General features: G+C 72.8%; 20 protein-coding genes. 4 read left to right on the top strand and 16 right to left on the bottom strand.

The window, feature by feature from the left end; translation table 11 throughout:
• Nucleotides 1–228 precede the first annotated feature (228 nt).
• Nucleotides 229–1,821, top strand: coding sequence for a L,D-transpeptidase family protein (locus ACT3SP_RS07445; RefSeq protein WP_444586628.1), 1,593 nt, complete (start codon nt 229–231; stop codon nt 1,819–1,821).
• Nucleotides 1,822–1,917: 96 nt separating this feature from the next.
• Here the strand turns inward: ACT3SP_RS07445 and truB are convergent, their stop codons facing one another.
• From truB to rimP, 7 genes are all read right to left on the bottom strand, one after another.
• The gene (gene truB, locus ACT3SP_RS07440; RefSeq protein WP_444586627.1) at nt 1,918–2,895 is read right to left on the bottom strand and encodes a tRNA pseudouridine(55) synthase TruB; all 978 of its coding nucleotides are present in this window, start codon (nt 2,893–2,895) and stop codon (nt 1,918–1,920) included.
• Nucleotides 2,892–3,401, bottom strand: a complete 510-nt coding sequence (gene rbfA, locus ACT3SP_RS07435) for a 30S ribosome-binding factor RbfA (protein WP_444586626.1) — start codon at nt 3,399–3,401, stop codon at nt 2,892–2,894. The genes truB and rbfA overlap by 4 nt, the downstream gene beginning before the upstream one ends.
• Complete coding sequence (locus ACT3SP_RS07430) at nt 3,398–4,522, bottom strand: TRM11 family SAM-dependent methyltransferase (protein WP_444586625.1); 1,125 nt, start codon at nt 4,520–4,522, stop codon at nt 3,398–3,400. The genes rbfA and ACT3SP_RS07430 overlap by 4 nt, the downstream gene beginning before the upstream one ends.
• Before the next feature lie 62 nt (nt 4,523–4,584).
• Nucleotides 4,585–7,476, bottom strand: coding sequence for a translation initiation factor IF-2 (gene infB, locus ACT3SP_RS07425; RefSeq protein WP_444586624.1), 2,892 nt, complete (start codon nt 7,474–7,476; stop codon nt 4,585–4,587).
• A 95-nt stretch (nt 7,477–7,571) separates the two neighbouring features.
• Nucleotides 7,572–7,877 (bottom strand): YlxR family protein, encoded by a 306-nt coding sequence (locus tag ACT3SP_RS07420; RefSeq protein WP_444586623.1) that lies wholly within the window; start codon nt 7,875–7,877, stop codon nt 7,572–7,574.
• Between the two features lie 153 nt (nt 7,878–8,030).
• Nucleotides 8,031–9,017, bottom strand: a complete 987-nt coding sequence (gene nusA / locus ACT3SP_RS07415; protein ID WP_444586622.1) for a transcription termination factor NusA — start codon at nt 9,015–9,017, stop codon at nt 8,031–8,033.
• A gap of 1 nt (nt 9,018) precedes the next feature.
• Nucleotides 9,019–9,615: a ribosome maturation factor RimP gene (gene rimP, locus ACT3SP_RS07410; protein WP_444586621.1), complete on the bottom strand. Its 597-nt coding sequence runs from the start codon at nt 9,613–9,615 to the stop codon at nt 9,019–9,021.
• Between the two features lie 128 nt (nt 9,616–9,743).
• Here rimP and ACT3SP_RS07405 point away from each other — a divergent pair, with 128 nt between their 5' ends.
• Nucleotides 9,744–10,910, top strand: a complete 1,167-nt coding sequence (locus tag ACT3SP_RS07405) for a DUF4439 domain-containing protein (RefSeq protein ID WP_444586620.1) — start codon at nt 9,744–9,746, stop codon at nt 10,908–10,910.
• 24 nt (nt 10,911–10,934) lie between these two features.
• Here the strand turns inward: ACT3SP_RS07405 and ACT3SP_RS07400 are convergent, their stop codons facing one another.
• Nucleotides 10,935–12,719, bottom strand: coding sequence for a proline--tRNA ligase (locus tag ACT3SP_RS07400; protein WP_444586619.1), 1,785 nt, complete (start codon nt 12,717–12,719; stop codon nt 10,935–10,937).
• A 139-nt stretch (nt 12,720–12,858) separates the two neighbouring features.
• Between ACT3SP_RS07400 and ACT3SP_RS07395 the strand changes: the two genes are divergently transcribed.
• Nucleotides 12,859–14,250, top strand: a complete 1,392-nt coding sequence (locus ACT3SP_RS07395; protein WP_444586618.1) for a hypothetical protein — start codon at nt 12,859–12,861, stop codon at nt 14,248–14,250.
• A 108-nt stretch (nt 14,251–14,358) separates the two neighbouring features.
• Here the strand turns inward: ACT3SP_RS07395 and ACT3SP_RS07390 are convergent, their stop codons facing one another.
• Nucleotides 14,359–14,952, bottom strand: coding sequence for an AAA family ATPase (locus ACT3SP_RS07390; protein WP_444586617.1), 594 nt, complete (start codon nt 14,950–14,952; stop codon nt 14,359–14,361).
• A gap of 81 nt (nt 14,953–15,033) precedes the next feature.
• Between ACT3SP_RS07390 and ACT3SP_RS07385 the strand changes: the two genes are divergently transcribed.
• Nucleotides 15,034–15,870 (top strand): class I SAM-dependent methyltransferase, encoded by an 837-nt coding sequence (locus tag ACT3SP_RS07385; RefSeq protein WP_444586616.1) that lies wholly within the window; start codon nt 15,034–15,036, stop codon nt 15,868–15,870.
• 30 nt (nt 15,871–15,900) lie between these two features.
• Here ACT3SP_RS07385 and ACT3SP_RS07380 read toward each other — a convergent pair whose 3' ends face one another.
• From ACT3SP_RS07380 to ACT3SP_RS07350, 7 genes are all read right to left on the bottom strand, one after another.
• On the bottom strand, nt 15,901–16,752 hold the full coding sequence (locus tag ACT3SP_RS07380; RefSeq protein WP_444586615.1) for a GNAT family N-acetyltransferase: 852 nt from the start codon (nt 16,750–16,752) through the stop codon (nt 15,901–15,903).
• Between the two features lie 6 nt (nt 16,753–16,758).
• On the bottom strand, nt 16,759–17,919 hold the full coding sequence (ispG, locus tag ACT3SP_RS07375) for a flavodoxin-dependent (E)-4-hydroxy-3-methylbut-2-enyl-diphosphate synthase (RefSeq protein ID WP_444586614.1): 1,161 nt from the start codon (nt 17,917–17,919) through the stop codon (nt 16,759–16,761).
• Nucleotides 17,920–18,075: 156 nt separating this feature from the next.
• The gene (locus ACT3SP_RS07370; protein WP_444586613.1) at nt 18,076–19,419 is read right to left on the bottom strand and encodes a M50 family metallopeptidase; all 1,344 of its coding nucleotides are present in this window, start codon (nt 19,417–19,419) and stop codon (nt 18,076–18,078) included.
• A 3-nt stretch (nt 19,420–19,422) separates the two neighbouring features.
• Nucleotides 19,423–20,628 (bottom strand): 1-deoxy-D-xylulose-5-phosphate reductoisomerase, encoded by a 1,206-nt coding sequence (gene dxr / locus ACT3SP_RS07365; RefSeq protein WP_444586612.1) that lies wholly within the window; start codon nt 20,626–20,628, stop codon nt 19,423–19,425.
• A complete protein-coding gene (locus ACT3SP_RS07360; RefSeq protein WP_444586611.1) occupies nt 20,625–21,173 on the bottom strand; it encodes a DivIVA domain-containing protein in 549 nt (182 codons plus the stop codon). The genes dxr and ACT3SP_RS07360 overlap by 4 nt, the downstream gene beginning before the upstream one ends.
• Nucleotides 21,174–21,396: 223 nt before the next feature.
• Nucleotides 21,397–22,683, bottom strand: a complete 1,287-nt coding sequence (rlmN, locus tag ACT3SP_RS07355; RefSeq protein WP_444586610.1) for a 23S rRNA (adenine(2503)-C(2))-methyltransferase RlmN — start codon at nt 22,681–22,683, stop codon at nt 21,397–21,399.
• Entirely contained in the window at nt 22,680–23,594 is a 915-nt protein-coding gene (locus tag ACT3SP_RS07350) for a phosphatidate cytidylyltransferase (RefSeq protein ID WP_444586609.1), read from the bottom strand. The genes rlmN and ACT3SP_RS07350 overlap by 4 nt, the downstream gene beginning before the upstream one ends.
• Nucleotides 23,595–23,608: the final 14 nt, after the last annotated feature.

Genomic DNA, 23,608 nt, shown 5'->3' with positions numbered 1-23,608 from the left:
GGTTCACGTCGACACACCGTGGCACTGTCACGAAGATCCCGCCGGATCCCCTGCTGACCGCCCGTCGGCGCGTGCGCTGTGACGAAGGTCGGACTCCGGTCCTCTGTCCCGTCGCGCCGACGCTCCGTTAGTCTGAGGGGCAAGGCGGCGCCGGGGAGGGACCCCTGTGCCCTTCCGTGCGATGCAGCGGGAGCAGTCACGACGGCCGCCGAGAACGGATCGGAATCCATGACGAACGTGACCGACACGGCCGCGCTGGGCGGCCCGTCCCGACCCACCGACCGCCGCGGCCGTCGGCGGGTCGCCCTCCTCCTGGTGGCGATCATCGCCGTCATCGCCGTCGTGCTCACCGGCGGGGCGCTGGCCTACGCCAAGCAGTTCGACGGCCGCGCGCTCCCGGGCACCACGGTGCTCGGGCAGGACGTCGCCGGGAAGACCCCTGAGGAGATCTCCGCCCTCGTCGCCGAGCGCGCCGAGTCCGTGACCGTCGAGGTCACCGCCGGCGACCAGCAGGTCGAGGCGACCCTCGCCGAGCTCGGCGCGGACGTCGACGCCGACGCCACCGCCCACGCAGCGGTGGACCGCGACGACTCCTTCCCCAGCGTGATCGCCTCGACCTGGTCGGGCGAGCACGCGGTGGCCCCCGTGGTCTCCGTCGACGAGGCGAGGACCGCGGAGTTCGCCGAGGGGCTGATCCCCGAGGACCGCACCTCCCCCGTGGATGCGAAGGTCACCTTCGACGAGGACGAGCAGGTCTGGAACGCCGTCCCCGGCACCAACGGCCAGGGCGTGGATCCGCAGACCCTGGTGGACGCCGTGACGAAGAGCGCCCCCGCCCTCGAGGACTTCAGCGTCGAGCAGCCGGTCGAGGAGATCGCCCCCTCGATCACCACCGAGGACGCCGAGGAGGTCGTCGGCACCATCGCCGATCTGCTCGAGCAGCCGATGTCCATCTCCGGCGCCGACGGTGAGACCCATGAGGTCTCCGCCGAGCGCCGCAACAGCTGGATCTCCGTGGTCCCCGACGAGTCCGAGCGGACGCTGACCATCGCGGTGGACGAGGACTCGGTGCGCGAGTGGGTCGCGGCCCGTGCCGACAGCGACGCCGTCGACCCCGAGGACGGCATCGAGCAGATCGACGAGGACGGCGAGGTGGTCAAGGTCCTCACCGAGAAGAAGGACGGCCTGGAGATCACCAACACCGACGCGGTCGCCGACGAGCTGATCACCGCGCTCAAGGGCACCACGCCCCTCGAGGCCGCCTTCGAGACCCGGAAGCTCGAGTCCGAGGTCGAGCAGGTCGACGCGCCGAAGTCCGAGGACGACGAGGAGTCCGACGAGGACTCCACGAACGAGGACGCGAAGGACGAGGACGAGAAGTCCGACGACGACGCGAAGTCCGAGGACGAGGAGGACGAGGCACCCGCCGCGCCCACCGGTGAGAAGTGGATCGACGTGGACCTCTCCAACAAGACCGTGACGGCCTACGTGGGCGACACCCCGGTGTGGGGCCCCCGCTCGATGGTCGACGGCAAGGAGGGCAACGAGACCGTCACCGGCACCTTCGAGATCTACCTGCGCTACGACCGGCAGGACATGACCAACGCGGGCTACTACGACGAGGACGACCCGCGGTACTACTACACGCCGGACGTCCCCTGGGTGCAGTACTTCCACAACGGGTACGGCTTCCACGGAGCTCCGTGGCGCTCGTCCTTCGGGTACTCGGGCTCCCACGGCTGCATCAACATGCCGGTCTCGGATGCCAAGTGGCTCTACGACTGGGCCAGCATCGGCACCAAGACGGTGGTCCACCACTGACCTCGATCGATCCAGCGACGAAGGGCCCTTCCCGAGTTCTCGGGAAGGGCCCTTCGTCGACTCGTCGACCTCGCCGTTCGACGTCCGCGCCTGGGGTCAGCAGCGGGCGTCGGCGGGGACCACCAGGCGGGGGCGCCAGCGGGAGCCCTCGCGGCCGAGGACCGCGATCAGCCGACCCTCCGCGTCGAGGGCGGCCACGGGACGCTCCTCCCCCGGCGCCGGAGCCTCGCCGGACGGGCCGGTGCCGTCCCCGGCTCCCCCCGCCGGCGGCACGGTCGGCGTCTCCGGGGCCGCGATGCTCTGCCCCGTGCCGAGAGCTGCCACCTGCTCCGTGTCGACGGTGAGGACGGGCAGGACCCGGGCGGCGATCTCCCCCAGGCCGTGCAGGGGCAGCGCGACGTCGTCCCCCTCGCCGCGGGCGGGCACGTGCACCGCCCCGTCGAGGGTGAAGGGCCCCACGGCCGTGCGGCGCAGGGCCGTGAGGTGACCGCCGACGCCGAGCGCGGCGCCGAGGTCCCGAGCCAGGGCCCGGACGTAGGTGCCCGACGAGCAGTCGATCTCCGCGTCGAGGTCCAGGAAGGGCCCGTCCTGCTGCTGCCCGGTGATCTCGAAGCGGGAGACCCGCACGGGACGGGCGGGGAGGTCGACGTCCTCGCCGGCGCGGACCCGGGCGTACGCGCGCCGGCCGTCGATCTTGATCGCGCTCACCGACGAGGGCACCTGGAGGATGTCGCCCCGCAGCGCCCGGAGGTGCTGCTCGACGAGCTCCTGCGGGAGGTCGGCGGCCTCGGCCGCCTCGCCCAGCGGCTCACCCTCGCGGTCGTCGGTGGTGGTGGCCAGACCCAGCCGGATCCGGGCACGGTAGGTCTTGTCCAGCCCGACCAGATGGGTGAGCAGGCGCGTGCCCTGGCCGACGCCCAGCACGAGCAGTCCCGTGGCCATCGGGTCCAGCGTTCCCGCATGGCCGACCTTCTTCGTGCCCAGCAGCCATCGCAGCCGGGCCACGACGTCGTGGCTGGTGCGCTCGGGAGCCTTGTCGACCAGCAGGATGCCGTGCGGGGCGGAGGGGCTCACGCCCGCTCGCGGCCGGTGGCGTCGTCGGAACCGTCCTCGTCGTCCCCGTCCTCGGGGAGGTCCTGGGCGTCCGGCTCCTCGTCCTCCTCGCGCGGCTTGCGGTAGGGGTCCGCCTCGCCGGCGTAGGCCGCGCCGGCCTTGGCCTGCTCGAGCTCGGCATCGCGGCCGCGCGCCTCGCTGAGCAGATCCTCGATGATGCGCGCGTTCTCGGGCACCGCGTCGGCGATGAACTCGAGGGTCGGGGTCAGGCGCACGCCGGTCTGGCGACCGACCTCGCGACGCAGCATGCCGGTGGCGCTGACCAGCGCCGCGGCAGTCCCCTCGCGCTCCTCGTCGGAGCCGAAGACGGTGTAGAAGCAGGTGGCGTGCTGGAGGTCGCCGCTGACGCGCACGTCGGTGATCGTCACGAAGCCGAGCCGGGGGTCCTTGACCCGGGTGTCGAGCATGGTCGCGACGATGACCTTGATGCGGTCGGCGAGCTTGAGGGCGCGGGGATTGTCGGTCATGGGGTGTCGTTCTCCTGGTCGGCGGCGAGAGCTGCGAGCTCCTCGGCGCGGGGATGGTCGGTGGGGACCGCGAGCAGGACGTCGCGGTCGATGGACTGGTCGACCCGGTGGCGGAAGGCTCCGTCGGGGCTGAGGAGCCGCAGCCCCGCCTCCGCGAGCACGGCGGCGGCCTGATCGTGGGCGAGGGTGCGGCGGTTGACGGCGAGGGCGAGGCCGGCGCCGTCGCGCAGCAGGGAGCGCCACCCGGGGGCGGCGGCGCGCAGCACCTCGAGGGGTGAGCGCTGCCAGGCGCCACCGGCGCGGGAGCCGTGCTGGACACCGTAGGGCAGATCCGCGACGAGGGCATCGACGGAGCGGGACGGGAGTAGCTCCCCGATCCGGGTGGTGTCACAGCCGAGCAGGGTCAGGTGCTGGCCGCGGCCCTCGCGGAGGGCCTTCTTCTCGGCGGCGAACTCGACCTCGAGCCGGGTGCCCAGCTGCTCCCCGCGCACGGTGAGCCTCGTGCTGTCCAGCGTGTGCCGATACCGGTGATCGCGCAGCCAGGTGCTCAGGAACGTCCGGTAGGCGTCGACGTCCTTGCGATCGATCTCCGCCCCGAGCGGGCTGAGACCGAGGCGCAGGGCCCGGTTGAGCGTGGTCCCGCGGCCGCACAGCGGATCGAGCAGCGCCAGGGCCCCGTCGAAGAGGCCGGCGCGCCGGGTGGACAGCGCCGCGGCGAGATTCACCAGCATCGCGGTGAACTGCTCGTTGGTCTTGCCGGGGTAGCGCAGGATCGTCTCCAGATCCGCGCTGTGATGCAGCGTGCCGGGGAGATCGCGAGGCCGCAGCAGCGGAGCGGTGCCGGCAGGACCCTCCTCGGCCACGTCCAGCACCCCGAGGGCCGAGGACAGCGAGCCGAGCAGACGCCCGAGGTCCGCCTCGTCGGCCGTGGCGGTGCCTCCGTGGTCCTGGCGCACCTCGAGGGCGGCCATCCCGCCGATGCTCCGCTCCCGCAGCGCGGGCACGGACCCCAGGTGGGCGCCGAGCACCCAGCGGGCCTCGGCGACCGCGAGACCGCCCGCGGCCTGTGCGTAGACACGATTGGCCGAGGGCGCGCGCAGGACGAGCGACACCTCGGCCATCGTGGACTCCTCCCCCGCGGGATGCGGTCGGGCGACCCGCAGGGCGCCCGACCGCCCCAGGATCAGCTGCGGGGCTTCTCCTGCATCTCGTAGGTCGTGATGACGTCCTCGAGCTGCAGGTCGTTGTACGAGCCCAGGTTGATGCCGCACTCGTAGCCCTCGCGGACCTCGGTGACATCGTCCTTGTACCGCCGCAGGCCGGCGATCTCGATGTTCTCGGACACGACCACACCACCGCGGGTGATGCGGGCCTTCGCGCCGCGCTTGATGAGACCGCTGCGCACGATCGAACCGGCGATGTTGCCGAACTTGGAGGAGCGGAAGATCTCGCGGATCTCCGCCGAGCCGAGCTCGACCTCCTCGTACTCCGGCTTGAGCATGCCCTTGAGGGCCTGCTCGATCTCGTCGATGGCGTTGTAGATGACCGAGTAGTACTTGATCTCCACGCCCTCGCGATCGGCGTACTCGGCGTTCAGGCCCTCGGCCCGCACGTTGTAGCCGACGATGACCGCGTTCGAGGCCACCGCGAGGTTGATGTTGTTCATCGTGATCGCGCCGACGCCGCGGTCGATGATGCGCAGGTCCACGCCCTCGCCGACCTCGATGCCCAGCAGCGACTCCTCCAGGGCCTCGACGGCACCGGCCGCGTCGCCCTTGAGGATGAGGTTGAGGGTCTCGACCTTGCCCTCGGCCATGTGCTTGTTGATGTCCTCGAGGCTGATCCGCTTGCGCGCCTTGGACAGCGACGCGGCACGCTTGGCGGCCTCGCGCTTCTCGGCGATCTGGCGGGCGGTGCGCTCGTCCTGGGCGACCAGGAAGGAGTCACCGGCGCCGGGCACCGAGGTCAGACCGAGCACCTGGACCGGACGGGACGGACCCGCCTCGGTGACGTTGTCGCCGTTCTCGTCGAGCATCGCACGGACGCGGCCGTGGCCGATCCCGCAGACGATCGCGTCGCCGACGTGCAGGGTGCCCTGCTGGACCAGCACCGTGGCGACCGGACCGCGACCGCGGTCCAGGTTCGCCTCGATGGACACGCCGCGGGCGTCCTTGTCGGCGTTCGCGGTGAGCTCCAGGGCGGCGTCCGCGGTGAGCAGGACGGCCTCGAGCAGCGAGTCGATGTTCTGGTTCTCGCGAGCGGAGACGTCGACGAACATCGTCTCGCCGCCGTACTCCTCGGCGATCAGGTTGTACTCGGTCAGCTGCTGACGGATCTTCTCCGGGTTGGAGTCCGGCTTGTCGATCTTGTTGACCGCGACCACGATCGGCACGTTCGCCGCCTGGGCGTGGTTGAGCGCCTCGATGGTCTGGGGCATCACGCCGTCGTCCGCCGCGACCACGAGGATCGCGATGTCGGTGACGTCGGCACCACGGGCACGCATGGCGGTGAACGCCTCGTGACCGGGGGTGTCGATGAAGGTGAGCGCGCGCTCCTGGCCCTCGTGCTCGACACCGACCTGGTAGGCGCCGATGTGCTGGGTGATGCCGCCGGCCTCGCCCGCGCCGACGGTCGCCTTGCGGATCGTGTCCAGCAGACGGGTCTTGCCGTGGTCGACGTGGCCCATGACCGTGACGACGGGGGGACGCGGGACACGGTCCTCGGCGTCCTCCTCGGCGAGCTCGGCGTCGAGATCGATGTCGAACTGCCCGAGCAGCTCGCGCTCCTCGTCCTCCGGGGAGACGATCTCGATCTTGTAGCCCAGCTCGGTGCCGAGCAGGTCGAAGGTCTCCTCGTCGAGCGACTGGGTGGCCGTGGCCATCTCGCCCATCGCGAACAGCACCGTGATCAGCGACGCGGGGTTGACGTCGATGCGGTCGGCGAAGTCGGTCAGCGAGGCGCCGCGACGCAGACGGATCGGGGTGTTCCCGTCGCCGCGCGGGATCGAGACGCCGCCCGGGGCGGGCGCCGACATCTGCTCGAACTCCTGGCGCTTCGCACGCTTCGACTTGCGGGAGCGGGCCGGCTTGCCGCCGCGCCCGAAGGCGCCCTGGGTGCTGCCGCGACCGCCGCGGCCGCGAGGACCGCCGCCGCCCATGGGGCCGCCGCCACCGGGACCGCCGGGACGACCGCCGGGACCGGGACGACCGCCGCGGCCGCGGCCGCCGCCCCCGCCCTGGTTGGCGTCGGCGAGGCCGCCGCTGGAGTGCTGGCGCATGATGCCCGGGGTGGGCATGCCGGGACGACCGGCCGGACGCGGCGAGCCCGACGGACGAGGTGCTCCGCCGTCACGAGGGGTGCGGCCGCCGGCCTGGTCGGTGCCGCCCGCACGCGGGGGACGCTGTCCCGGACGGGGCATGCCCTGCGAGCTGGCGAAGGGGTTGTTGCCGGGACGGGGGCCGCCCGGACGCGGACCGCCGTCGCCCTGCGGACGGCCGCCGCCCTGGCCCGGCTTGCGGGAGCCGGGGCGGGGCATGCCCTGCGAGCTGGCGAAGGGGTTGTTGCCGGGACGAGCTCCGCCGGGACGCGGCGAGGGACGCTCACCGCCGGGCTTCGGGGCCGGACCGGGCTTGGAGCCCGCAGGCTTCGCCGCGGCCGACGAGTCCTCGCCCGGGGCCTCGGCGCCCGACGGCGCGGTGCTGGACGTCTCGGCGGCGGGTGCTTCCGCAGCGGGCTTCTCGGCGGGGGTCTCCGGGGCGGGTGCCGCCGTCTCGGCGGCGGGTGCCGGGGTCGGCTCCACGGCCTTCTGCGCGGCGGGCTTCGCACCGGGCTTGGGGGCGCCGCCGGGCTTGGGGGCGCCGGAGGGGGTGGAGGACGAACCGGAGCCGCTCTTCTTCGCGGGAGCGTCGTCGCCGCTCTTGGCGGGGAGCTCCTCACGCAGTCGGCGGGCCACCGGGGCCTCGATGGTCGAGGAGGCGGAACGAACGAATTCGCCCATGTCCTGCAGCTTCTGCAGAACGACCTTGCTCGGGTGTCCGAGCTCCTTGGCGAGCTCGTGGACGCGGACCTTAGCCACATTTCTCCTGTCTCGGTCCGGCCGACAAGAGGGCTCGGACCATTAATTCCTGAGGGTGCTCATGGGTGAGTACTCATCGGATGTCCATGGTTCTTCTACCTGTTCCACGTGCGGGTGAAATCGGGGTTCTCGAGGTCCTGGGCCAGCAGCCCGGTGTCGACGGCTCCCCGGAAGGACCGGGAGAAGCCGCCTCGCCGCAGGGCGAGCTCGAGACATGACGTGTCCGGATGGAGCCACGACCCACGACCCGGGGCCGATCCCGAGGGATCGACGCGGACTCGTGGGGCGGCACCGCCGGGAGCGGGCTCCCGGACCAGACGCACCAGCTGGTCGCGCGGGGCCACCTCGCGGCAGCCGACGCACGTCCGCTCGGGACGGCGGGGCGACGGGCGGGTCAGCACGCCTCCACCTCCGTTCCGAGCATCTCCGCTCGAGCAGAGGCGAGATCGACGGACGATCCTGCCTTCGCTCGGCGAACAGCCTCGCCAGTGTAGCGGACCTGCGGGGCCGCGACCTCAGCGGGGAGGCGTGGGACACACCTCAGGGCCCGTCCCTCAGGGCCCGTCGGCCGGCTCCGGGTCGCTGTCCGGGCGGATGTCGATCTTCCAGCCGGTCAGCTTCGCCGCGAGACGGGCGTTCTGACCGTCCTTGCCGATCGCGAGCGACAGCTGCGTCCCGGGCACCACGGCACGCACCGCGCGCCCGACCTCGTCGATCACCGTCACGCTCGCGACCCGCGCCGGGGAGAGCGCGTTGGCGACGAAGGTCGCCGGGTCCTCGTCGAAATCGACGATGTCGATCTTCTCCCCGCCCAGCTCGTTCATGACCGCGCGCACGCGGGCCCCCATCGGGCCGATGCACGCGCCCTTGGCGTTGACCCCGGGGACGGTGGCCCGCACGGCCATCTTGGTGCGATGGCCGGCCTCGCGCGCCAGTCCCGCCACCTCGACGGTGCCGTCGGCGACCTCCGGCACCTCGAGCGAGAACAGCCGCCGCACGAGGTTGGGGTGCGAGCGGGAGAGGGTGATCTGCGGCCCCTTGGGGCCGCGGCGGGCCTCGGTGACATAGGCCCGCAGCCGTCGGCCGTGGGAGTAGTCCTCCCCCGGCACCCGCTCGTGCGGCGGCAGCACGGCCTCGACCTCGCCGAGGTCCACGAGCACCATCCGCGGATCGCGGCCCTGCTGGATGATGCCCGAGACGATGTCATCGGCGCGATCGGCGTACTCGCCGAGCACCGCCTCGTCCTCCAGGTCGCGGATGCGCTGGAAGATCACCTGGCGAGCGGTGGAGGCGGCGACGCGGCCGAAGTTCTCCGGCGTGTCGTCCCACTCCTCGAGGACGTTCCCGTCGGCGTCCCGCTCGCGGGCGATGACGGCGACCTCCCCGGTGCTCTCGTCGATGATCACCTCGGAGTCGCGGACCGGATGGTCCGTGTGGAGGTAGGCGGCGTGGAGCGCCGAACGGATCGCGTCCAGCAGCACGGGCAGGCGGATGTCGCGCTCCCGCTCGAGGGCCCGGAGGGCACCCATGTCGATGTCCATCTCAGATCTCCTTCGTTGCGGCGGTGTGGTCCGAGGAGGGGCTCTCGGCGTCGGCGAGCAGCTGCGCGAGGTCGTCGGGCGGGTCGAACTCGACCTCGACGCGGGCGCTGGTGACGTCGGCCAGCGGGATCTCGAGCCGTTCGGAGGTGCCGGCGGGACGCTTCAGCGGACGGCCGCGGTCGTCGCGTCCGGGCTCCTGGCGCAGCCGCAGCGTCTCCCCGTCCGTGGCCAGCAGGCGCGCCCGGTAGTCGGTGCCGTCGGCGGTGGTCAGGGCCAGCAGCCGACCGCGGGAGCGGCGGAAGTGGCGCGGTGCGGTGAGGGCGCGGTCCACCCCCGGGGTGGTGATCTCCAGGAGGACGGGGGCGCTTCCCAGCAGGGCGTCGTCGGCGTCCACGAGCTCGGAGAGCTCGCGCGAGGCCTCCGCGACGGTGTCGAGGTCGGCGCTGCCGAGCTGGTCCTCGGGGAGGTCCACGACGATCCGCACCTGCGGGGTCTTCCCTCCGCGGCGGACCTCGACCTCCTCGAGCACGAGTCCGTGGGCGTCCAGCACCCGTGTGGCCGTCTCCCGCAGGATGGTCTGGTCGTCGAGTCCGCTCACGGGCGCTCGCCTCCTCCTGCTATGGGTGTCTGTGATGCCCCGGGACCCTCTCCCGCGGCGCTGGCACCAGGATAGTGGGCGCGCGCCCCCTGCGCCGCCATCCCGGCCCCCGATGCGAGAATCCTCCTGTGCCCCGACCTGTCCGCTCCCGTCGCTCCGCTCCGGAGGTCCCTCGAGGTGGCCTCCTGCCTCGCGCGCCCGGGCGCCGCGACCTCCCGCACAGTCCCACGCCGCACCGGGCCCTGCCGCGCCGGGCCGTGCCGCGCCGGGCCGTGCTGCGGGGGTGGGCCGGAGCGCTCGCGCTGCTGCCGCTGGCGGCCTGCGGGCCGGTCGCTCTGGGCGGTCCGGAGGAATACACGCCGCCCCCGCCGGGAATCGACGATCTGTACCGCATCGATCTGCTCACGCTGCTGGACCGGGCCCACGCCGGCACCTCGCTGCTGGTGGAGGGCGAGGGGTCGGGCGGGGACCCGGCGCTGGCCGCGGCCCTGACCGTCCTGAGCTCGGCCCTTCCCGTCCAGCGCACCGCCCTGCTCACCGGTGCCCAGTACGAGAAGGAGCTCGAGGACGAGGAGGACCCGGCGCCGTCGACGACCCCCGCCGCCGCGCCGGAAGCGCCCGAGGACCTCGCCGGGCTCGTCGACGTCCTGGTGGAGCTGCGGGACCTCGCCGCCGCCGCGGCCCGCCAGGTCTCCGGCTCCCTGGCCCGTCCCGTGGTCGCGATCGCGGCGCACTCGGCCTGGATCGCCCTGCGGCTCCGCGACGCGGCGGGGGAGGGGGAGGTCTCCCCCTCCCCCGCCGCCGCGGAGCTCGACCCCGCCCGGGAGGTGCCGGACACGGATCCGCCGTCGGTCGGCGCCGAGGAGGACTACCATGCCGCGATCGAGCGGGCTCAGCTCGAGGAGTGGTACGCGGGATATCTCCACGAGGTGCTGGCCGCCCGGGTCGAGGGGGAGCAGCGGCAGGAGCATCTGGAGCAGACGGACCTGCACCGGGGGCGCGCCGAGGAGCTGGGGCTGATCGCCGAGGAGGACGGCGCCCCGCTGGTCCATCGTCAGTCCGTGTACCCGGTCCCGGGCGGGGCGCTCGACGAGAGGGCCGCGGGCCAGCTGCCGACGCAGCTCGCCCAGGGACTGCTGGTGGACCACATCGCGCTGGTGGGCGCGGCCCCCTTCGCACGGCGTCCGCCGTCGATCGCCGCCGCGCTCGCGGAGGCGGGACGACTCGCCGTGCTGGTGGACAGGATGGAGCCGCTGCCGAGCCTCGACGCGGAGGACCCGCCCGTCGAGGGCTGAGGCCCTGCCCATCGAGGGCTGGGGTCAGTCCCCGCGCACCTCCGCGACCACCGCGTCGACGATCTCCTGCGGGGACACCTCGCGGATCTCGCCTCCGGCACGGTCGCGCAGCTCGACCACGCCGTCGGCGAGGCTCCTTCCGACCACGACCGAGGTGGGCACGCCCAGCAGCTCGGAATCCTTGAACTTCACGCCCGGGGACACCTTGGGCCGGTCGTCGTAGAGCACTGCGAGCCCGCGGGCCTCGAGCTCGGCGGCGATGCGCTCGGCCTCCTCGAAGATCTCCGCCCCCTTGCCGGTGGCGACGACGTGCACATCGGCCGGTGCGAGCTGGCGGGGCCAGACCAGGCCCTTCTCGTCGTGGCAGAGCTCGGCGACGGCCGCCACCGCGCGGGTCACGCCGATGCCGTAGGAGCCCATGGTCACCACCACCGACTTGCCGTTCTCGTCGAGCACCCGCAGACCGAGCGCCTCGGCGTACTTGCGGCCCAGCTGGAAGATGTGTCCCATCTCCATGCCGCGGGTCAGGCGCAGCGGACCGGACCCGTCGGGCGCCGGATCGCCGTCGCGCACCTCCGCCGCCTCGATGGTGCCGTCGGCGGTGAAGTCGCGGCCGAAGACGAGGTCGTAGACGTGCTTGTCCTTCTCCCCGGCTCCGGCGACCCAGGCCGTGCCGGGGACCACGCGCGGATCGACCAGGTAGCGGATCCCGGCCTCGGCCTCGAGCCCCAGCCCCTCCGGTCCGATGTACCCCTTCTTCAGCACGGGATGCTTCGCGAAGTCCTCGTCGGTGAACGGGGTCGCGAGCGCCGGGGCCACCGCGGCCTCGAGCCGCTTCGCGTCGACCTCCCGGTCACCGGGCAGGGCGATGACCAGGGGCTCGGTGGAGCCGTCGGGATGGGTGAGCAGGTAGACGAGGTGCTTGAGCATCTCGTAGCGCGTCCACTCGCCGCTCTCGGCGATCGGCCCCTTCCCGGGGAAGGCCCGGTTGGAGAAGTCGGTGAGCTTGGCGATGGTGGACGCCCCGGGGGTGTCCTCCACGTGCATGGCGGGCAGCTGCGCGAGGGACGCCTCGTCGAGCGCGGGCGGGGCGAGGGTGGTGACCGCCTCGACGTTCGCGGCGTAGCCGCCGTCGGAGACCACGAAGGTGTCCTCCCCCACCGGGGTGGGGTGGAGGAACTCCTCGGAGCGGGAGCCGCCCATGGCGCCGGCGTCGGCCTGGCAGATCACCGTCGGCAGCCCGAGACGCTCGAAGGTGCGCTGGTAGGCGCCGCGCTGCTTCTCGTAGGAGACGTCCAGGCCGGCGTCGTCGGCGTCGAAGGAGTAGGCGTCCTTCATGATGAACTCGCGGGTGCGCAGCAGCCCTGCCCGAGGACGCGCCTCGTCGCGGAACTTGGTCTGGATCTGGTACAGCATCGTGGGCAGGTCCTTGTACGAGGAGTACAGGTCCTTCACCGTGAGGGTGAACATCTCCTCGTGCGTGGGCGCCAGCAGGTAGTCGTCCTCGCGGCGGTCCTGCAGGCGGAACAGGGTGGGCCCGTACTCCTCCCAGCGGCCGGTGGACTCATAGGGCTCGCGCGGCTGCAGCGCGGAGAACAGCACCTCCTGGCCGCCGATCGCGTCCTGCTCCTCCCGCACGATCTGCTCGACCTTGCGCAGCACCCGCAGACCCAGCGGCAGCCAGGTGTAGACCCCGGCGGCGCTGCGGCGGATGTACCCGGCGCGCACCAGCAGCCGGTGGCTGGCGACCTCGGCGTCGGCCGGGTCCTCACGCAGCGTGCGGACGAACGACGAGGACAGACGGATCATGGGGCAGGCCTTTCACACGGGGCGGTTCGGGGCGGGGGCCACCGGGGGCACGCGCGCGCCCATCGTACTGGTCGCGGCGGTCCTGCCGACGCCGCAGGCGTCCGCGCGGACCGGCACCCCGCCTCGGTACGCTGGAGTGATGCAGCGGCGAGGAGAGCCGGCCCCGGAGACGCCGGGCCCGGAGCACGGATCTGCGGGGGCCGAGGGGCCGACCCGCGGGCCCTCCCGGCGCCAGCTGCTGCGCGGGGCCGGAGGTCTCGCGGCGCTCGGGCTGCTGGGCACCGGCACCGTGACCGCCGCCCGAGGACTGCGCCCCGATGTCGACCCCCGCACCGTGATCCCCCTGTGGTCCGGCACGGTCGCCTACGACGACGCCGAGCAGCGGGTGCTGGTCGGCGGACGGGCGGCGGACATCCCGCTCTCCCCCGGCTCCCGCCTCGCGGAGGGCCTCGGAGCCCGCTCGCCCGCCCGGTCCCGTGCGGAGGAGTTCCGCGCGGGGACCACGGCGTGGCGAGCAGGGCTCCACGACCGGTTCGGCGACGGGTCCGCGCTGCTCGGACTCGCCGACTCCGCCCTGCAGGACCTCTGGGTGCTCGGGGACGACCTGCCCGCCCCGGTCGCCGGCTGGAGCGGATCGTGGCGCTTCGTGTGGCCGCGGGACGCCGCGTTCTGCGCGGCGGCGCTGGCCCGGATCGGCCATGTGGAGCGCGCGGTCTCGGCGCTCGAGCACCTGCAGTCTCTGCAGGCCGCCGACGGCTGGTTCGAGGCGAGGTACGTGCCCGGCACGGCACGTGCCCCCGACCGACGACGACGCCAGTTCGACGGCACCGGGCTGCTGCTGTGGGCGTGCGACGAAGTCGTCGACGCGGCCGATCCGGCCCGGCGCGGAGAGCTCCTGGACCGTCTGGCCCCTCTGATCACCCGCTCTCTGAGCGCCCTGCACTCGGGCACCCGGGGCGGCGCCGGGCTGCCTCCGGTCTCGCCCGACTACTGGGAGGTGCACGAGCGCACGGCCACCCTCGGGCTCATGGCGGCGACGCTCACCGGGCTGCGCGCGGGAGCCCGGCTCACCGACTCCTCCCAGGCGCAGGAGGCCGCGAGCACCTTCACCGTCCTGCTCGAGGGAACCTTCGGGCGCAGCGGCTACCAGCGCTATCGCGGCGGGGGCGGGGCCGACTCCGCGCTCGCCCTGCTGGACGCCACCGGCTGCTCCGGCCCGGTGGCGCCCGAGCAGCTGCTGGCGCTGCGCCGCGAGCTCGCCCGTCCCGGCGGCGGCATCGCCCCCGGGGCGTCGTGGCGCGACGACGGGGTGAGCTGGACCCCCTCGACGAGCCTGCTGGGGCTCGCCCTCGCGCGCATCGGCGAGCAGGGTGCCGCCCGCGAGGTCCTCGTCTGGCTCGCCGGGCACCGCACCGAGGCAGGGTCGCTGCCGGAGAAGGTCCTGTTCGACGGACGCCCGGCCGAGGTGGCCCCGCTGGCCTGGACTGCCGCGAACGTGCTGCTGACGCTGGACTCGCTCGCGCGAGCCTGAGGGTCGAGGGCGCCGCCCGTCCTGTCGGCCCGTCCGGTCCGCCCGTCCTGTCGGCCCGTCCTGTCGGCCGATGCACGCTGACGGTCCTGCCTGCCGAGCCCTCGGCACTCACCCGAGGGCGTCGAGGATCCGATCCACGGCCTGCGCCGGTGCGGTCTCCGTCAGGTCCAGCCGCAGGGCGTCGGGCGGGGCCGGGAGCTCCGGACGCTCGAGCAGCCCGCGCAGCACGGCCGGGTCCACGAGCTTCGACCGCTCCGCACGGCCCGGGGCGTCGACCCGTGCGAGGAGGGCCTGCGGGGAGGCGGAGAGCCACACCGGGACGAACCTCGCCCCGCGACGGTCCGCGAGGACGCGCAGACGCTCCACGTGCGCAGCGTTCTCCGGTGCGTCGGTCACCCAGATGGTGAACACATGGCTCAGCATCGCCGGCGCCGCGAGGGTGGCCTCGAGGACCACATCCATCACCCGGGCGCGCAGCGCGTCCGTCTGCTCGAGGGTCACGCCCACGTCCCGGTCCATGCCCATCGGGACGAACACCGCGTTGTTGACCAGGTGGTTGTCCACGACGATCGCCCCGGTGCGGCGCTCGAGCTCACGGGCGAGGGTCAGCTTGCCCACCGCGGGCACCCCCTGCAGGAGGTAGAGGCGCGTCTCGCCGCCGTGCGTGCTCTCCCCCGCCGCGGGTCCGGTCAGCGCGCTCATCCGGGCACCGTACCCCGAACCTCGGTCGAGAGCGCCGAAATCCCGTCGACCGCCGCGGCGCTCCTGCGTACGGTGTCGACCATGAGCACACGAGAGACCTGGTTCGAGGACAACCGCGCCAACTGGGACGACCGCGCGGCGCTGCACGAGGCCTCCGGGTACGGGATCGAGGAGCTCGTGACCGACCCGGCCCATCTCAGCCCCGAGGTCGCGCAGGACCGCGACCGGATCGGCGACCTGACCGGGCTCGACGTCATCCACCTGCAGTGCCATCTCGGGATCGACACCGTGAGCCTGTCCCGGCTCGGGACGCGCCGAGTGGTCGGGGTGGACCTCTCGCCCGAGTCCCTGCGGCGCGCTCGGCCCATCGCCGACCGCGCCGGAGCCGACATCGAGTACGTCGAGGCGAACGTCTACGACGCCCGCGCGGCGGTGGGGGGCTCCTTCGACTTCGTCTACACCTCGCTCGGAGTGCTGTGCTGGCTTCCCGACGTCGCCGAATGGGCGGGCGTGATCGCCTCGCTGCTGCGCCCCGGAGGGCGGTTCCTGATCCGCGACGACCATCCGATGCTCATGACCATCGGAGAGGACGTCAGCGACGGGCTGCGGATCGAGCAGCCCTACTTCGAGCGGCACGAACCGCTGACCTGGGACGAGGTGGGCAGCTACGTCGAGACCCCGCAGGACGCCCCCGAGTTCACCCACGGGGTCAATCACCAGTGGAGCCACTCGATCGGCGAGATCCTCACCGCGGTGCTGGGGGCCGGGCTGGTGCTGGACTCGTTCGAGGAGACGCCGTACTCCGCGTGGACGCCGTGGCCCGATCTGATGGTCCGCGAGGGCGAGCGGCACCGGCTGCGGGAGGATCCGGACCGCCTCGCGATGCAGTTCGTGCTCACTGCGCACCGTCCCGGCTGAGCGGTCCGACGGCTCGCTGCTCGCTGCTCGTCAGAAGAGGATCGTGGCGAGCTCGCCGACCTGGCGGAAGCCGGAGGCGGCGTAGGCACGGCGGGCGGGATCGTTGAAGTCGTTGACGTAGAGCGAGACCTGGGGGGCGTGGTCGCGGCGCACCTGCCGCACCAGCTCCGCCATCGCCGCGCGCCCCAGGCCCTGCCCTCGGTGGTCCGGGCGCACCCAGACGCCGTGGATCTGGGCGACCGCACCGAACAGCGCACCGACGTCGGCCTTGAACAGCACGACCCCGTCCTCGACGACGACGTAGGTGCGGCGCTGACGGATCAGCTCGGCGATGCGCCCGCGATAGGAGCGACCTCCGTCACCGGCCAGGGGATCCACCCCCACCTCCTCGCGGAACATGGCGACGGCGGCGGGGAACACGGCGCCCTCCTCTCCCGGAAGCGCGGCGCGCAGGCGGGACGGAGCAGTGCGAGGCATCGCGGCCGGGGCGTCGGCCAGCAGCAGCGGCTGGCTCCAGCGGAACTCGCGCACGGCCGCGCCCCACGGCGTCACGAGGGGGGACCAGAGGATCTCGACCGCACGGCGGTCGCCGACCACGGAGCTCGAGCGTCGTGAGCGGGCGGCCAGGTGACGACCGAAGTCCTCCAGCGCGCGGTCGCTCGCGGACAACGGGGAGACGTTCACCCCGTGCCAGAGCAGCCCGTCCGGCTGCAGGTCGTCACCGATGACGGAGAACTCCTGGGGCAGCGCTGCGGTGCGGGACACCTCCTGCAGGCGGGCGCCCGCGAGCGCGTTGGTGACCGGATCGGTGAGCGCGAGCGAGAGCGCGGGCTCCAGACCCCCGGAGCGGAGCGCTCGGATGCGCCCGCCGCGCCGGAACATGCGCGGTCAGCTCACGGAGACGGACGGGGCGCTGCCGTCGGGCACGTCCTCGCCCATCTCGGCCGCGATCCGATTGGCCTCCGCGAGCAGCGTCTCGACGATCTCGGCCTCGGGCACGGTCTTGATGACCTGGCCCTTGACGAAGATCTGGCCCTTGCCGTTGCCGGAGGCGACACCGAGGTCCGCCTCCCGCGCCTCACCGGGGCCGTTGACGACGCAGCCCATCACCGCGACGCGCAGCGGGACCTCGAGGTGCTTGAGACCCTCGGTGACCTTGTCGGCGAGGGTGTAGACGTCCACCTGCGCACGGCCGCACGAGGGGCAGGAGACGATGTCGAGCTTGCGCGGCTTGAGGTTCAGCGACTGCAGGATCTGGTTGCCGACCTTGACCTCCTCGACCGGCGGCGCCGAGAGGGAGACGCGGATCGTGTCGCCGATGCCCTCGCCCAGCAGGATCCCGAAGGCGACGGAGGACTTGATGGTCCCCTGGAAGGCGGGCCCGGCCTCGGTGACGCCGAGGTGCAGCGGCCAGTCGCCCTCTTCGGAGAGCTGGCGGTAGGCCTCGACCATGATGATGGGGTCGTTGTGCTTCACCGAGATGCCGAAGTCGTGGAAGCCGTGCTCCTCGAACAGGGACGCCTCCCATTTCGCGGAGGCCACCAGGGCCTCGGGGGTGACGCGGTCACCGGTCATCATGCGCTGGTCGATGCTGCCGGCGTTCACGCCGATGCGCAGGGCGGTGCCGTGGTCCTTCGCGGCCTGCGCGATGTCCTTGACCTGGTCGTCGAAGCGACGGATGTTGCCGGGGTTCACGCGGACGCCGGCGCAGCCTGCCTCGATCGCCGCATAGACGTACTTGGGCTGGAAGTGGATGTCGGCGATCACCGGGATCGGGGACTTCGCCGCGATCGCGACCAGCGCGTCGGCATCCTCCTGGCGCGGGCAGGCCACGCGCACGATGTCGCAGCCCGCGGCGGTCAGCTCCGCGATCTGCTGCAGGGTCGCGTTGATGTCATGGGTCGGCGTGGTGGTCATCGACTGCACCGTGATCGGTGCGTCGCCGCCGACGTAGAGGTCGCCGAGCCGGACCTTGCGGGTCCTCCGCCGGGGGGCGAGCACCGGCGGCGGCTGCTTGACGGACGGGATCCCGAGGCTCACAGAAGTCACCCCTCCATTATGGACCGCGAACCCGGTCCTGCGAGGCGAGGTGCGACACCTCCACCGCTCCTGCACGCGAACGGTGGCGCAGGGCACAGCGCGACCGGTGCTCAGGACCCCCGCGGAGCAGCACCTCGGAGCACCAGCGCCTCAGGGAACAGCGACTCAGGGGAACAGCGTGATGGGTTTGACGATGTCGGCGTACACCAGCAGGAGCGTCATCAGGAGGAACACGATGGCCACCGCGTTGGTCACGGGCAGCATGCGCGACATGTCCACCGGGCCAGGATCGGGGCGCCCCCGCAGCTTCGCGAGGACGCGGCGGATCCCTTCGAGCAGCGCCCCGGCCACGTGCCCTCCGTCCAGCGGCAGCAGCGGCACCAGGTTGAACACGAACAGCGCCATGTTCAGCGAGGCGAGCATCGAGATCATCGTGCCCGCCTTCTCCCGCAGCTCGAAGCCGGGCTCGTCCGCGGAGGCCACCTCACCGGCCAGACGGGAGACGCCCACCACGCCGAGCGGACCGTTGGGGTCGCGCTCGGCGCTGCTGAACGCCGCCTGCCCCACCTCCCACAGCCGCACCGGGAGGGTGAGCACGATCCTGCCCGTCTGGGTGAAGGCGGACCAGGCCATCTCCGGCACCACCGCCGGGGACTGCGGCACCAGGTCCGGGGTGCCGGCGACGCCCAGGAAGCCGACCTGCTCGGTGACGAGGTCCCCGTCCGCGTCGTGCACGGCGGCGCCGTCCTCGTCGAGCACCGGGCGCGCGTCGACGATCATGGTCGCCTCGAGGTGGAGCGTCTCGCCCTCGCGCTCGACGACGACCTCGACGGTGCGGTCCTCGGCCGCGCGCACCGCGGTGGTGACGTCGGCCCAGCGGTCGATCCGATGTCCGTCGATCTCGCGCAGCTCGTCGCCCGGGCGGATCCCGGCCGCGAGCGCGGGCGCGGGATCACGGCCCTCGCAGCCGACGTCGGCCGGGGCGTCCGCGGGGACCACGCACTCCGAGACGGACTGCACGGTGGGGGTGACCGCCGGCAGGCCGATGCCGCTGACCAGCACCACCATCAGCGCCACCGAGATGAGCAGGTTCATGGCGGGCCCGCCGAGCATCACCACGAGCTTCTTGGGCACCGAGAGCGCCACGAAGGTGCGGTGCGCGTCCTCCGGCCCGTACTGGGCCGACTCGTACGCCTTCGCCTCCTCCGACAGCTCGGTCATCTGCTGGAGCAGACCGGTGGAGTCCTCGCGGATCGTGCCCTCGGGCTCCCCCTTGTGCGGGGGGTACATCCCGATCATGCGGATGTAGCCGCCCAGCGGGATCGCCTTGATCCCGTACTCGGTCTCGCCGCGGGTCCGAGACAGCACGGTGGGCCCGAAGCCGACCATGTACTGGGTGACCCGCACGCCGAACAGCTTGGCGGGCACCAGGTGCCCGATCTCGTGCAGCGCGATCGACAGCGCCAGACCGGCGGCGATCACGAGGACGCCCAGCAGGAACAGCAGCATCGCTCAGCGCCTCCGCTCGGCGATGCGCGCGCGGGCGGCGGAGCGGGCCCAGGCCTCGACCTCGAGCAGCGCCGCGACCCCTCCGCTGCGCTCGGCGCGCGGCCGCTCGGGGTCCTCGAGGACCGCACGGATCAGCGCGGTGATGCCCAGGAAGTCGATCCGTCCCTCGAAGAACGCGTCGACGGCCTCCTCGTTGACCGCGTTGTAGACGGCCATCGCTCCCCCGCCCTCACGGTGCGCCGCGCGGGCCAGCGAGATCGCGGGGAACGTCGTCTCGTCCACCGGCTCGAAGGTCCAGGCCTGCGCACGGGAGAAGTCCAGGGGCGCGGCGAGGCCCGGCAGCTTCTCGGGGTGGGCGAGCGCCCAGCCGATGGCGTGGCGCATGTCCGGCGGGCTGGCCTGCGCGATCGTGGACCCGTCGACGAGCGTCACCATCGAGTGCACGATCGACTGCGGATGGACCACCACCTGCACCCTGTCCTCGGGCAGGTCGAACTGGAAGCAGGCCTCGACCACCTCGAGCGCCTTGTTCACCAGGGTCGCGGAGTTCGTGGTGATCACGCGCCCCATCGACCAGGTGGGATGGGCGAGCGCCTGCGCAGGGGTGACCTCGGCGAGGTCGGCGCGGCTGCGGCCGCGGAACGGGCCGCCCGAGGCGGTGACCACGAGATGGTCGACTTGGTCGTGGCGCACGCCCGCGAGGGCCTGCGCGATCGCGGTGTGCTCGGAGTCCACCGGGAGGATCTGGCCGGGCTCCGCCGCCTCCGTGACGAGGTGGCCGCCGACGACCAGCGATTCCTTGTTCGCCAGTGCCAGGCGGGCGCCCGAGGCGAGCGCGGCGAGGGTGGGCAGCAGGCCGACGGAGCCGGTGACGGCGTTGAGCACCACGTCCCCCTCGGCGAGCGAGCCTGCGAGGTCGACCACCGCGTCCTGTCCGCCCTCGATCCGCGGGACGGCGGCCCCGGCCCCGCGGCAGGCGCGATCCACCGCCTGCGCGACGGCCTCGGCGCGGGACTCCTCCGAGACCACGAGGCGCTCGGGACGATGCGACAGCACCTGGTCCGCCACGAGCTCGGGGCGGGCCCCGCCGACGGCGAGGCCGTGGGGCCGTGCGATCCCCGGGTGACGGGACAGGACCTCGAGCGCCTGCGTGCCGATCGAGCCGGTCGATCCCAGCAGGACGAGCCGGCGCTCGCTGGCACCGGTCACGGCACGGAGGCCATCACGTCCGCGACATGATCGAGATAGACGTCGACCACGGCCTCGCGGTAGCCGTCCGGTCCGCGGCGGCGCCCGAAGGCCGCACGGCGCACGTCGTCCACGCTCATCGGGTGTCCGTCGGTGAAGTAGGCGACGAGCTGGTCGCACAGGGCGTCGACGTCCGCCTTGGCATAGGCGGGCTCTCCCTGCGCAGCCGGTGCGAAGCGGTCCCCGGCGGGGCGCTCGAGGCGCTCCTTGAGGACGTCGGCCCGCTCCGTGAGCTTCGCGACCCAGGTCTCCTCGCCGTGCTCGGCGATGGAATCGTCGCGGGCCTGCAGCGCGAAGGCGTCCGAGAGCCGGTCCAGGGCCTCGTCGACCACGCGCATGTCGTAGCCGCCGCGCTCGGTGCCGAAGCTCGCCGCCGTGATGTCGCTGCCGGAGAAGGAGGGGTCGCGCCCCTCGTAGGCGCTGCGGGCGCGCGAGAGGAACTCGTCGACCTCGTGCATGTCGTACCCGACGCTGAAGCGCGAGACACGCTCGAACGATGTGCTCACCAGTAGGTCCTTCCTCGGTGCTGTGGGGTCCCACTCTAGCGGCGTGGGAGGGATGGGGTGGGGAGGCGTGCGGGATGCCGTCGGGCCGGTCGCCCGTCGGCTCCGCTCAGGGGCGGCCCAGCAGTCGGGAGAGGATTCCTCCGCACTGCTCGGCGGGATGGGCCGGGGCGGGCGGGGGCGGACCCTGTGCGCCGGTGGACGTCCTTCACAGGAGCTCCTCGGATCAGTCGGTGCCGGCGGCGACGGCCTCGACGCGGGCGACCCGCGCCTCGCGATCGGCCCGGTGGACGTCGGTCTCGATGACCTCGGCGGCCAGCTGACCGCAGGCGCCGTCGATGTCGGAGCCGCGGGTGTCGCGGATGGTCGCGGAGATCCCGTTGTCGCGCAGGGTCTCCACGAACCGCTTCTCGACCAGCGGGTCCGAGGCGGTCCATTTCGAGCCCTTCACCGGGTTCAGGGGGATCGGGTTCACGTGCACCCAGTGGGCCCCGCCCTTGGCGGTCAGGCGATCGGCCAGCAGCTGCGCGCGATGCTCCTGGTCGTTGATGTCCCGGATCAGCGCGTACTCGATGCTCACCCGTCGACCGGTCGTCTCGAAGTACTCCCAGGCGGCGTCGAGGATCTCGTCGACGTCGAAGCGGGTGTTGATGGGCACCAGCTCGTTGCGCAGCGCGTCGTCCGGGGCGTGCAGCGACACGGCGAGGGTGAGCGGGATCCGCTCCGCGGTGAGTCGTCGCACCGCGGGGGCGAGGCCGACGGTGGAGACGGTGATGTGGCGGGCGCCCATGCCGAAGCCCTCCGGGGCCGGCGCGTTCAGCCGCCGGCACACGGTCGCCACGGGCCGGTAGTTCGCCAGCGGCTCCCCCATCCCCATGAACACGACGTTGGAGACCCGGCCGGGCCCGCCGGGCAGCTCCCCGCGGGCGAGCATCCGGTTGGCGATCCGCACCTGCTCGAGGATCTCGGCGGCGGAGAGGTTGCGGGTCAGCCCCATCTGGCCGGTGGCGCAGAAGGGGCAGTTCATCCCGCAGCCCGCCTCGGAGGAGATGCACAGGGTGACGCGGTCGCTGTAGCGCATCAGCACCGACTCGACCATCGGGCCGTCGAAGAGCTGCCACAGGAACTTCTGGGTGGCGCCGTGGTCCGCGGACTGCCGGGAGACGACCGTCAGCAGCTGCGGGAAGAAGCGGTCCACGAGCTCCTGGCGGCGGTCCTTGGGCAGATCCGTGAGGTCGTCGGGATCCGTGGTGAAGTGCTCGAAGTAGTGCACCGACAGCTGCTTCGCGCGGTAGCCGGGCAGTCCCATCTCCTCGACCGCGGCGACCCGCTCCTCCATCGTGAGGTCCCCCAGGTGCGCGGGCGGCTTGCCCCGGCGGGTGGGGCGCAGCTGGAGCTCGCCGGGCGCGAGCGCGACCTCCTGGCCGGGGATCGCCTCCCGGGAGAGGTCAGGGTTCGTCGACAGGGCGACGGGAGTCGCAGAGCGGCGGGCGGGGTCCTCGGGGTCGTTCATGGCAGCAGTACCTCCAGCATGACGTAGGTGGTGGGGGCGGCGAGCAGGATCGAGTCGATCCGGTCCATCACACCCCCGTGGCCGGGCAGCATGTGCCCCATGTCCTTGATCCCGAGGTCCCGCTTCAACAGGGACTGGGAGAGGTCCCCGCAGGTGGAGACGAGGACGAGCACGGCGCCGAGGACGACACCCGCCCACCAGGGCAGGCCCAGTGCGAGGCTGCCCACCGCGGTGACCGCCGCGATGCCCAGCAGCAGGGAGCCGGCGAAACCCTCCCAGCTCTTCTTCGGGCTGATCCGCGGGGCCATCGGGTGCTTTCCCAGCAGCACGCCGGCGACGTAGCCGCCGACGTCGTTGCCGACGGGGCCGAGCACGGCCAGCAGCACCAGCATCGGGCCCTGATCGCGGTCCATCAGGAGAAGCAGGAAGCAGCCCAGGAACGGCACCCAGGCCAGGGTGAACACCCCACCGGCGACGTCGCGCAGGGCGCTCAGCCCCATGGACTCGCTGACCCGCCACAGGATCAGCACGCAGACCGCGGCGGCGGTGGCGATCAGCAGTCCCTCGGCTCCGAAGACGACCGTGGAGACGACCATGCCGATCACGGACACCAGCAGCGGGACCGGCGGGAGCTGCAGACCGGCGTGGGAGAGCGCGCGGATCACCTCGAGCACCGCGAGCACCATCGCGACGGCGGCGATCACCGGGAACGCCTGCGGCACCACGAACACCGCCAGGATCAGGACCGAGCCGAGCCCCACGCCGACGGCGATGGCCGCGGGGAGGTTCCGCCCCGCGCCGCGGCGCTTGGCGTGCTCGACCTCGGCGCCCTCCCCCTCGGGCGCGCCGAGCGCCGCCTCGCCCGAGGGCGAGGCGGTCGTCGCGGCGGGGGGCGCCGGGTCAGTGCTCACGAGGTCGGTCCACC

Origin of the sequence: Brachybacterium sp. AOP43-C2-M15 (assembly GCF_052446295.1) — a bacterium.
Taxonomy (GTDB): Bacteria; Actinomycetota; Actinomycetes; order Actinomycetales; family Dermabacteraceae; genus Brachybacterium.
The sequence above is the reverse complement of the archived record's forward strand: the minus strand, read 5'-3'. Positions and strand labels throughout refer to the sequence as shown.

Coding starts and splice junctions, on each gene's coding strand:
- ACT3SP_RS07400 (WP_444586619.1), bottom strand. CDS start 12,719: ATGATCCGTCTGTCCTCGTCGTTCGTCCGCACGCTGCGTGAGGACCCG.
- rbfA (WP_444586626.1), bottom strand. CDS start 3,401: ATGACCGACAATCCCCGCGCCCTCAAGCTCGCCGACCGCATCAAGGTC.
- ACT3SP_RS07380 (WP_444586615.1), bottom strand. CDS start 16,752: ATGTTCCGGCGCGGCGGGCGCATCCGAGCGCTCCGCTCCGGGGGTCTG.
- nusA (WP_444586622.1), bottom strand. CDS start 9,017: ATGGACATCGACATGGGTGCCCTCCGGGCCCTCGAGCGGGAGCGCGAC.
- ACT3SP_RS07390 (WP_444586617.1), bottom strand. CDS start 14,952: ATGAGCGCGCTGACCGGACCCGCGGCGGGGGAGAGCACGCACGGCGGC.
- ACT3SP_RS07430 (WP_444586625.1), bottom strand. CDS start 4,522: ATGGCCGAGGTGTCGCTCGTCCTGCGCGCGCCCTCGGCCAATCGTGTC.
- ACT3SP_RS07395 (WP_444586618.1), top strand. CDS start 12,859: ATGCAGCGGCGAGGAGAGCCGGCCCCGGAGACGCCGGGCCCGGAGCAC.
- ACT3SP_RS07370 (WP_444586613.1), bottom strand. CDS start 19,419: ATGCTGCTGTTCCTGCTGGGCGTCCTCGTGATCGCCGCCGGTCTGGCG.
- ACT3SP_RS07445 (WP_444586628.1), top strand. CDS start 229: ATGACGAACGTGACCGACACGGCCGCGCTGGGCGGCCCGTCCCGACCC.
- rlmN (WP_444586610.1), bottom strand. CDS start 22,683: ATGAACGACCCCGAGGACCCCGCCCGCCGCTCTGCGACTCCCGTCGCC.
- ACT3SP_RS07385 (WP_444586616.1), top strand. CDS start 15,034: ATGAGCACACGAGAGACCTGGTTCGAGGACAACCGCGCCAACTGGGAC.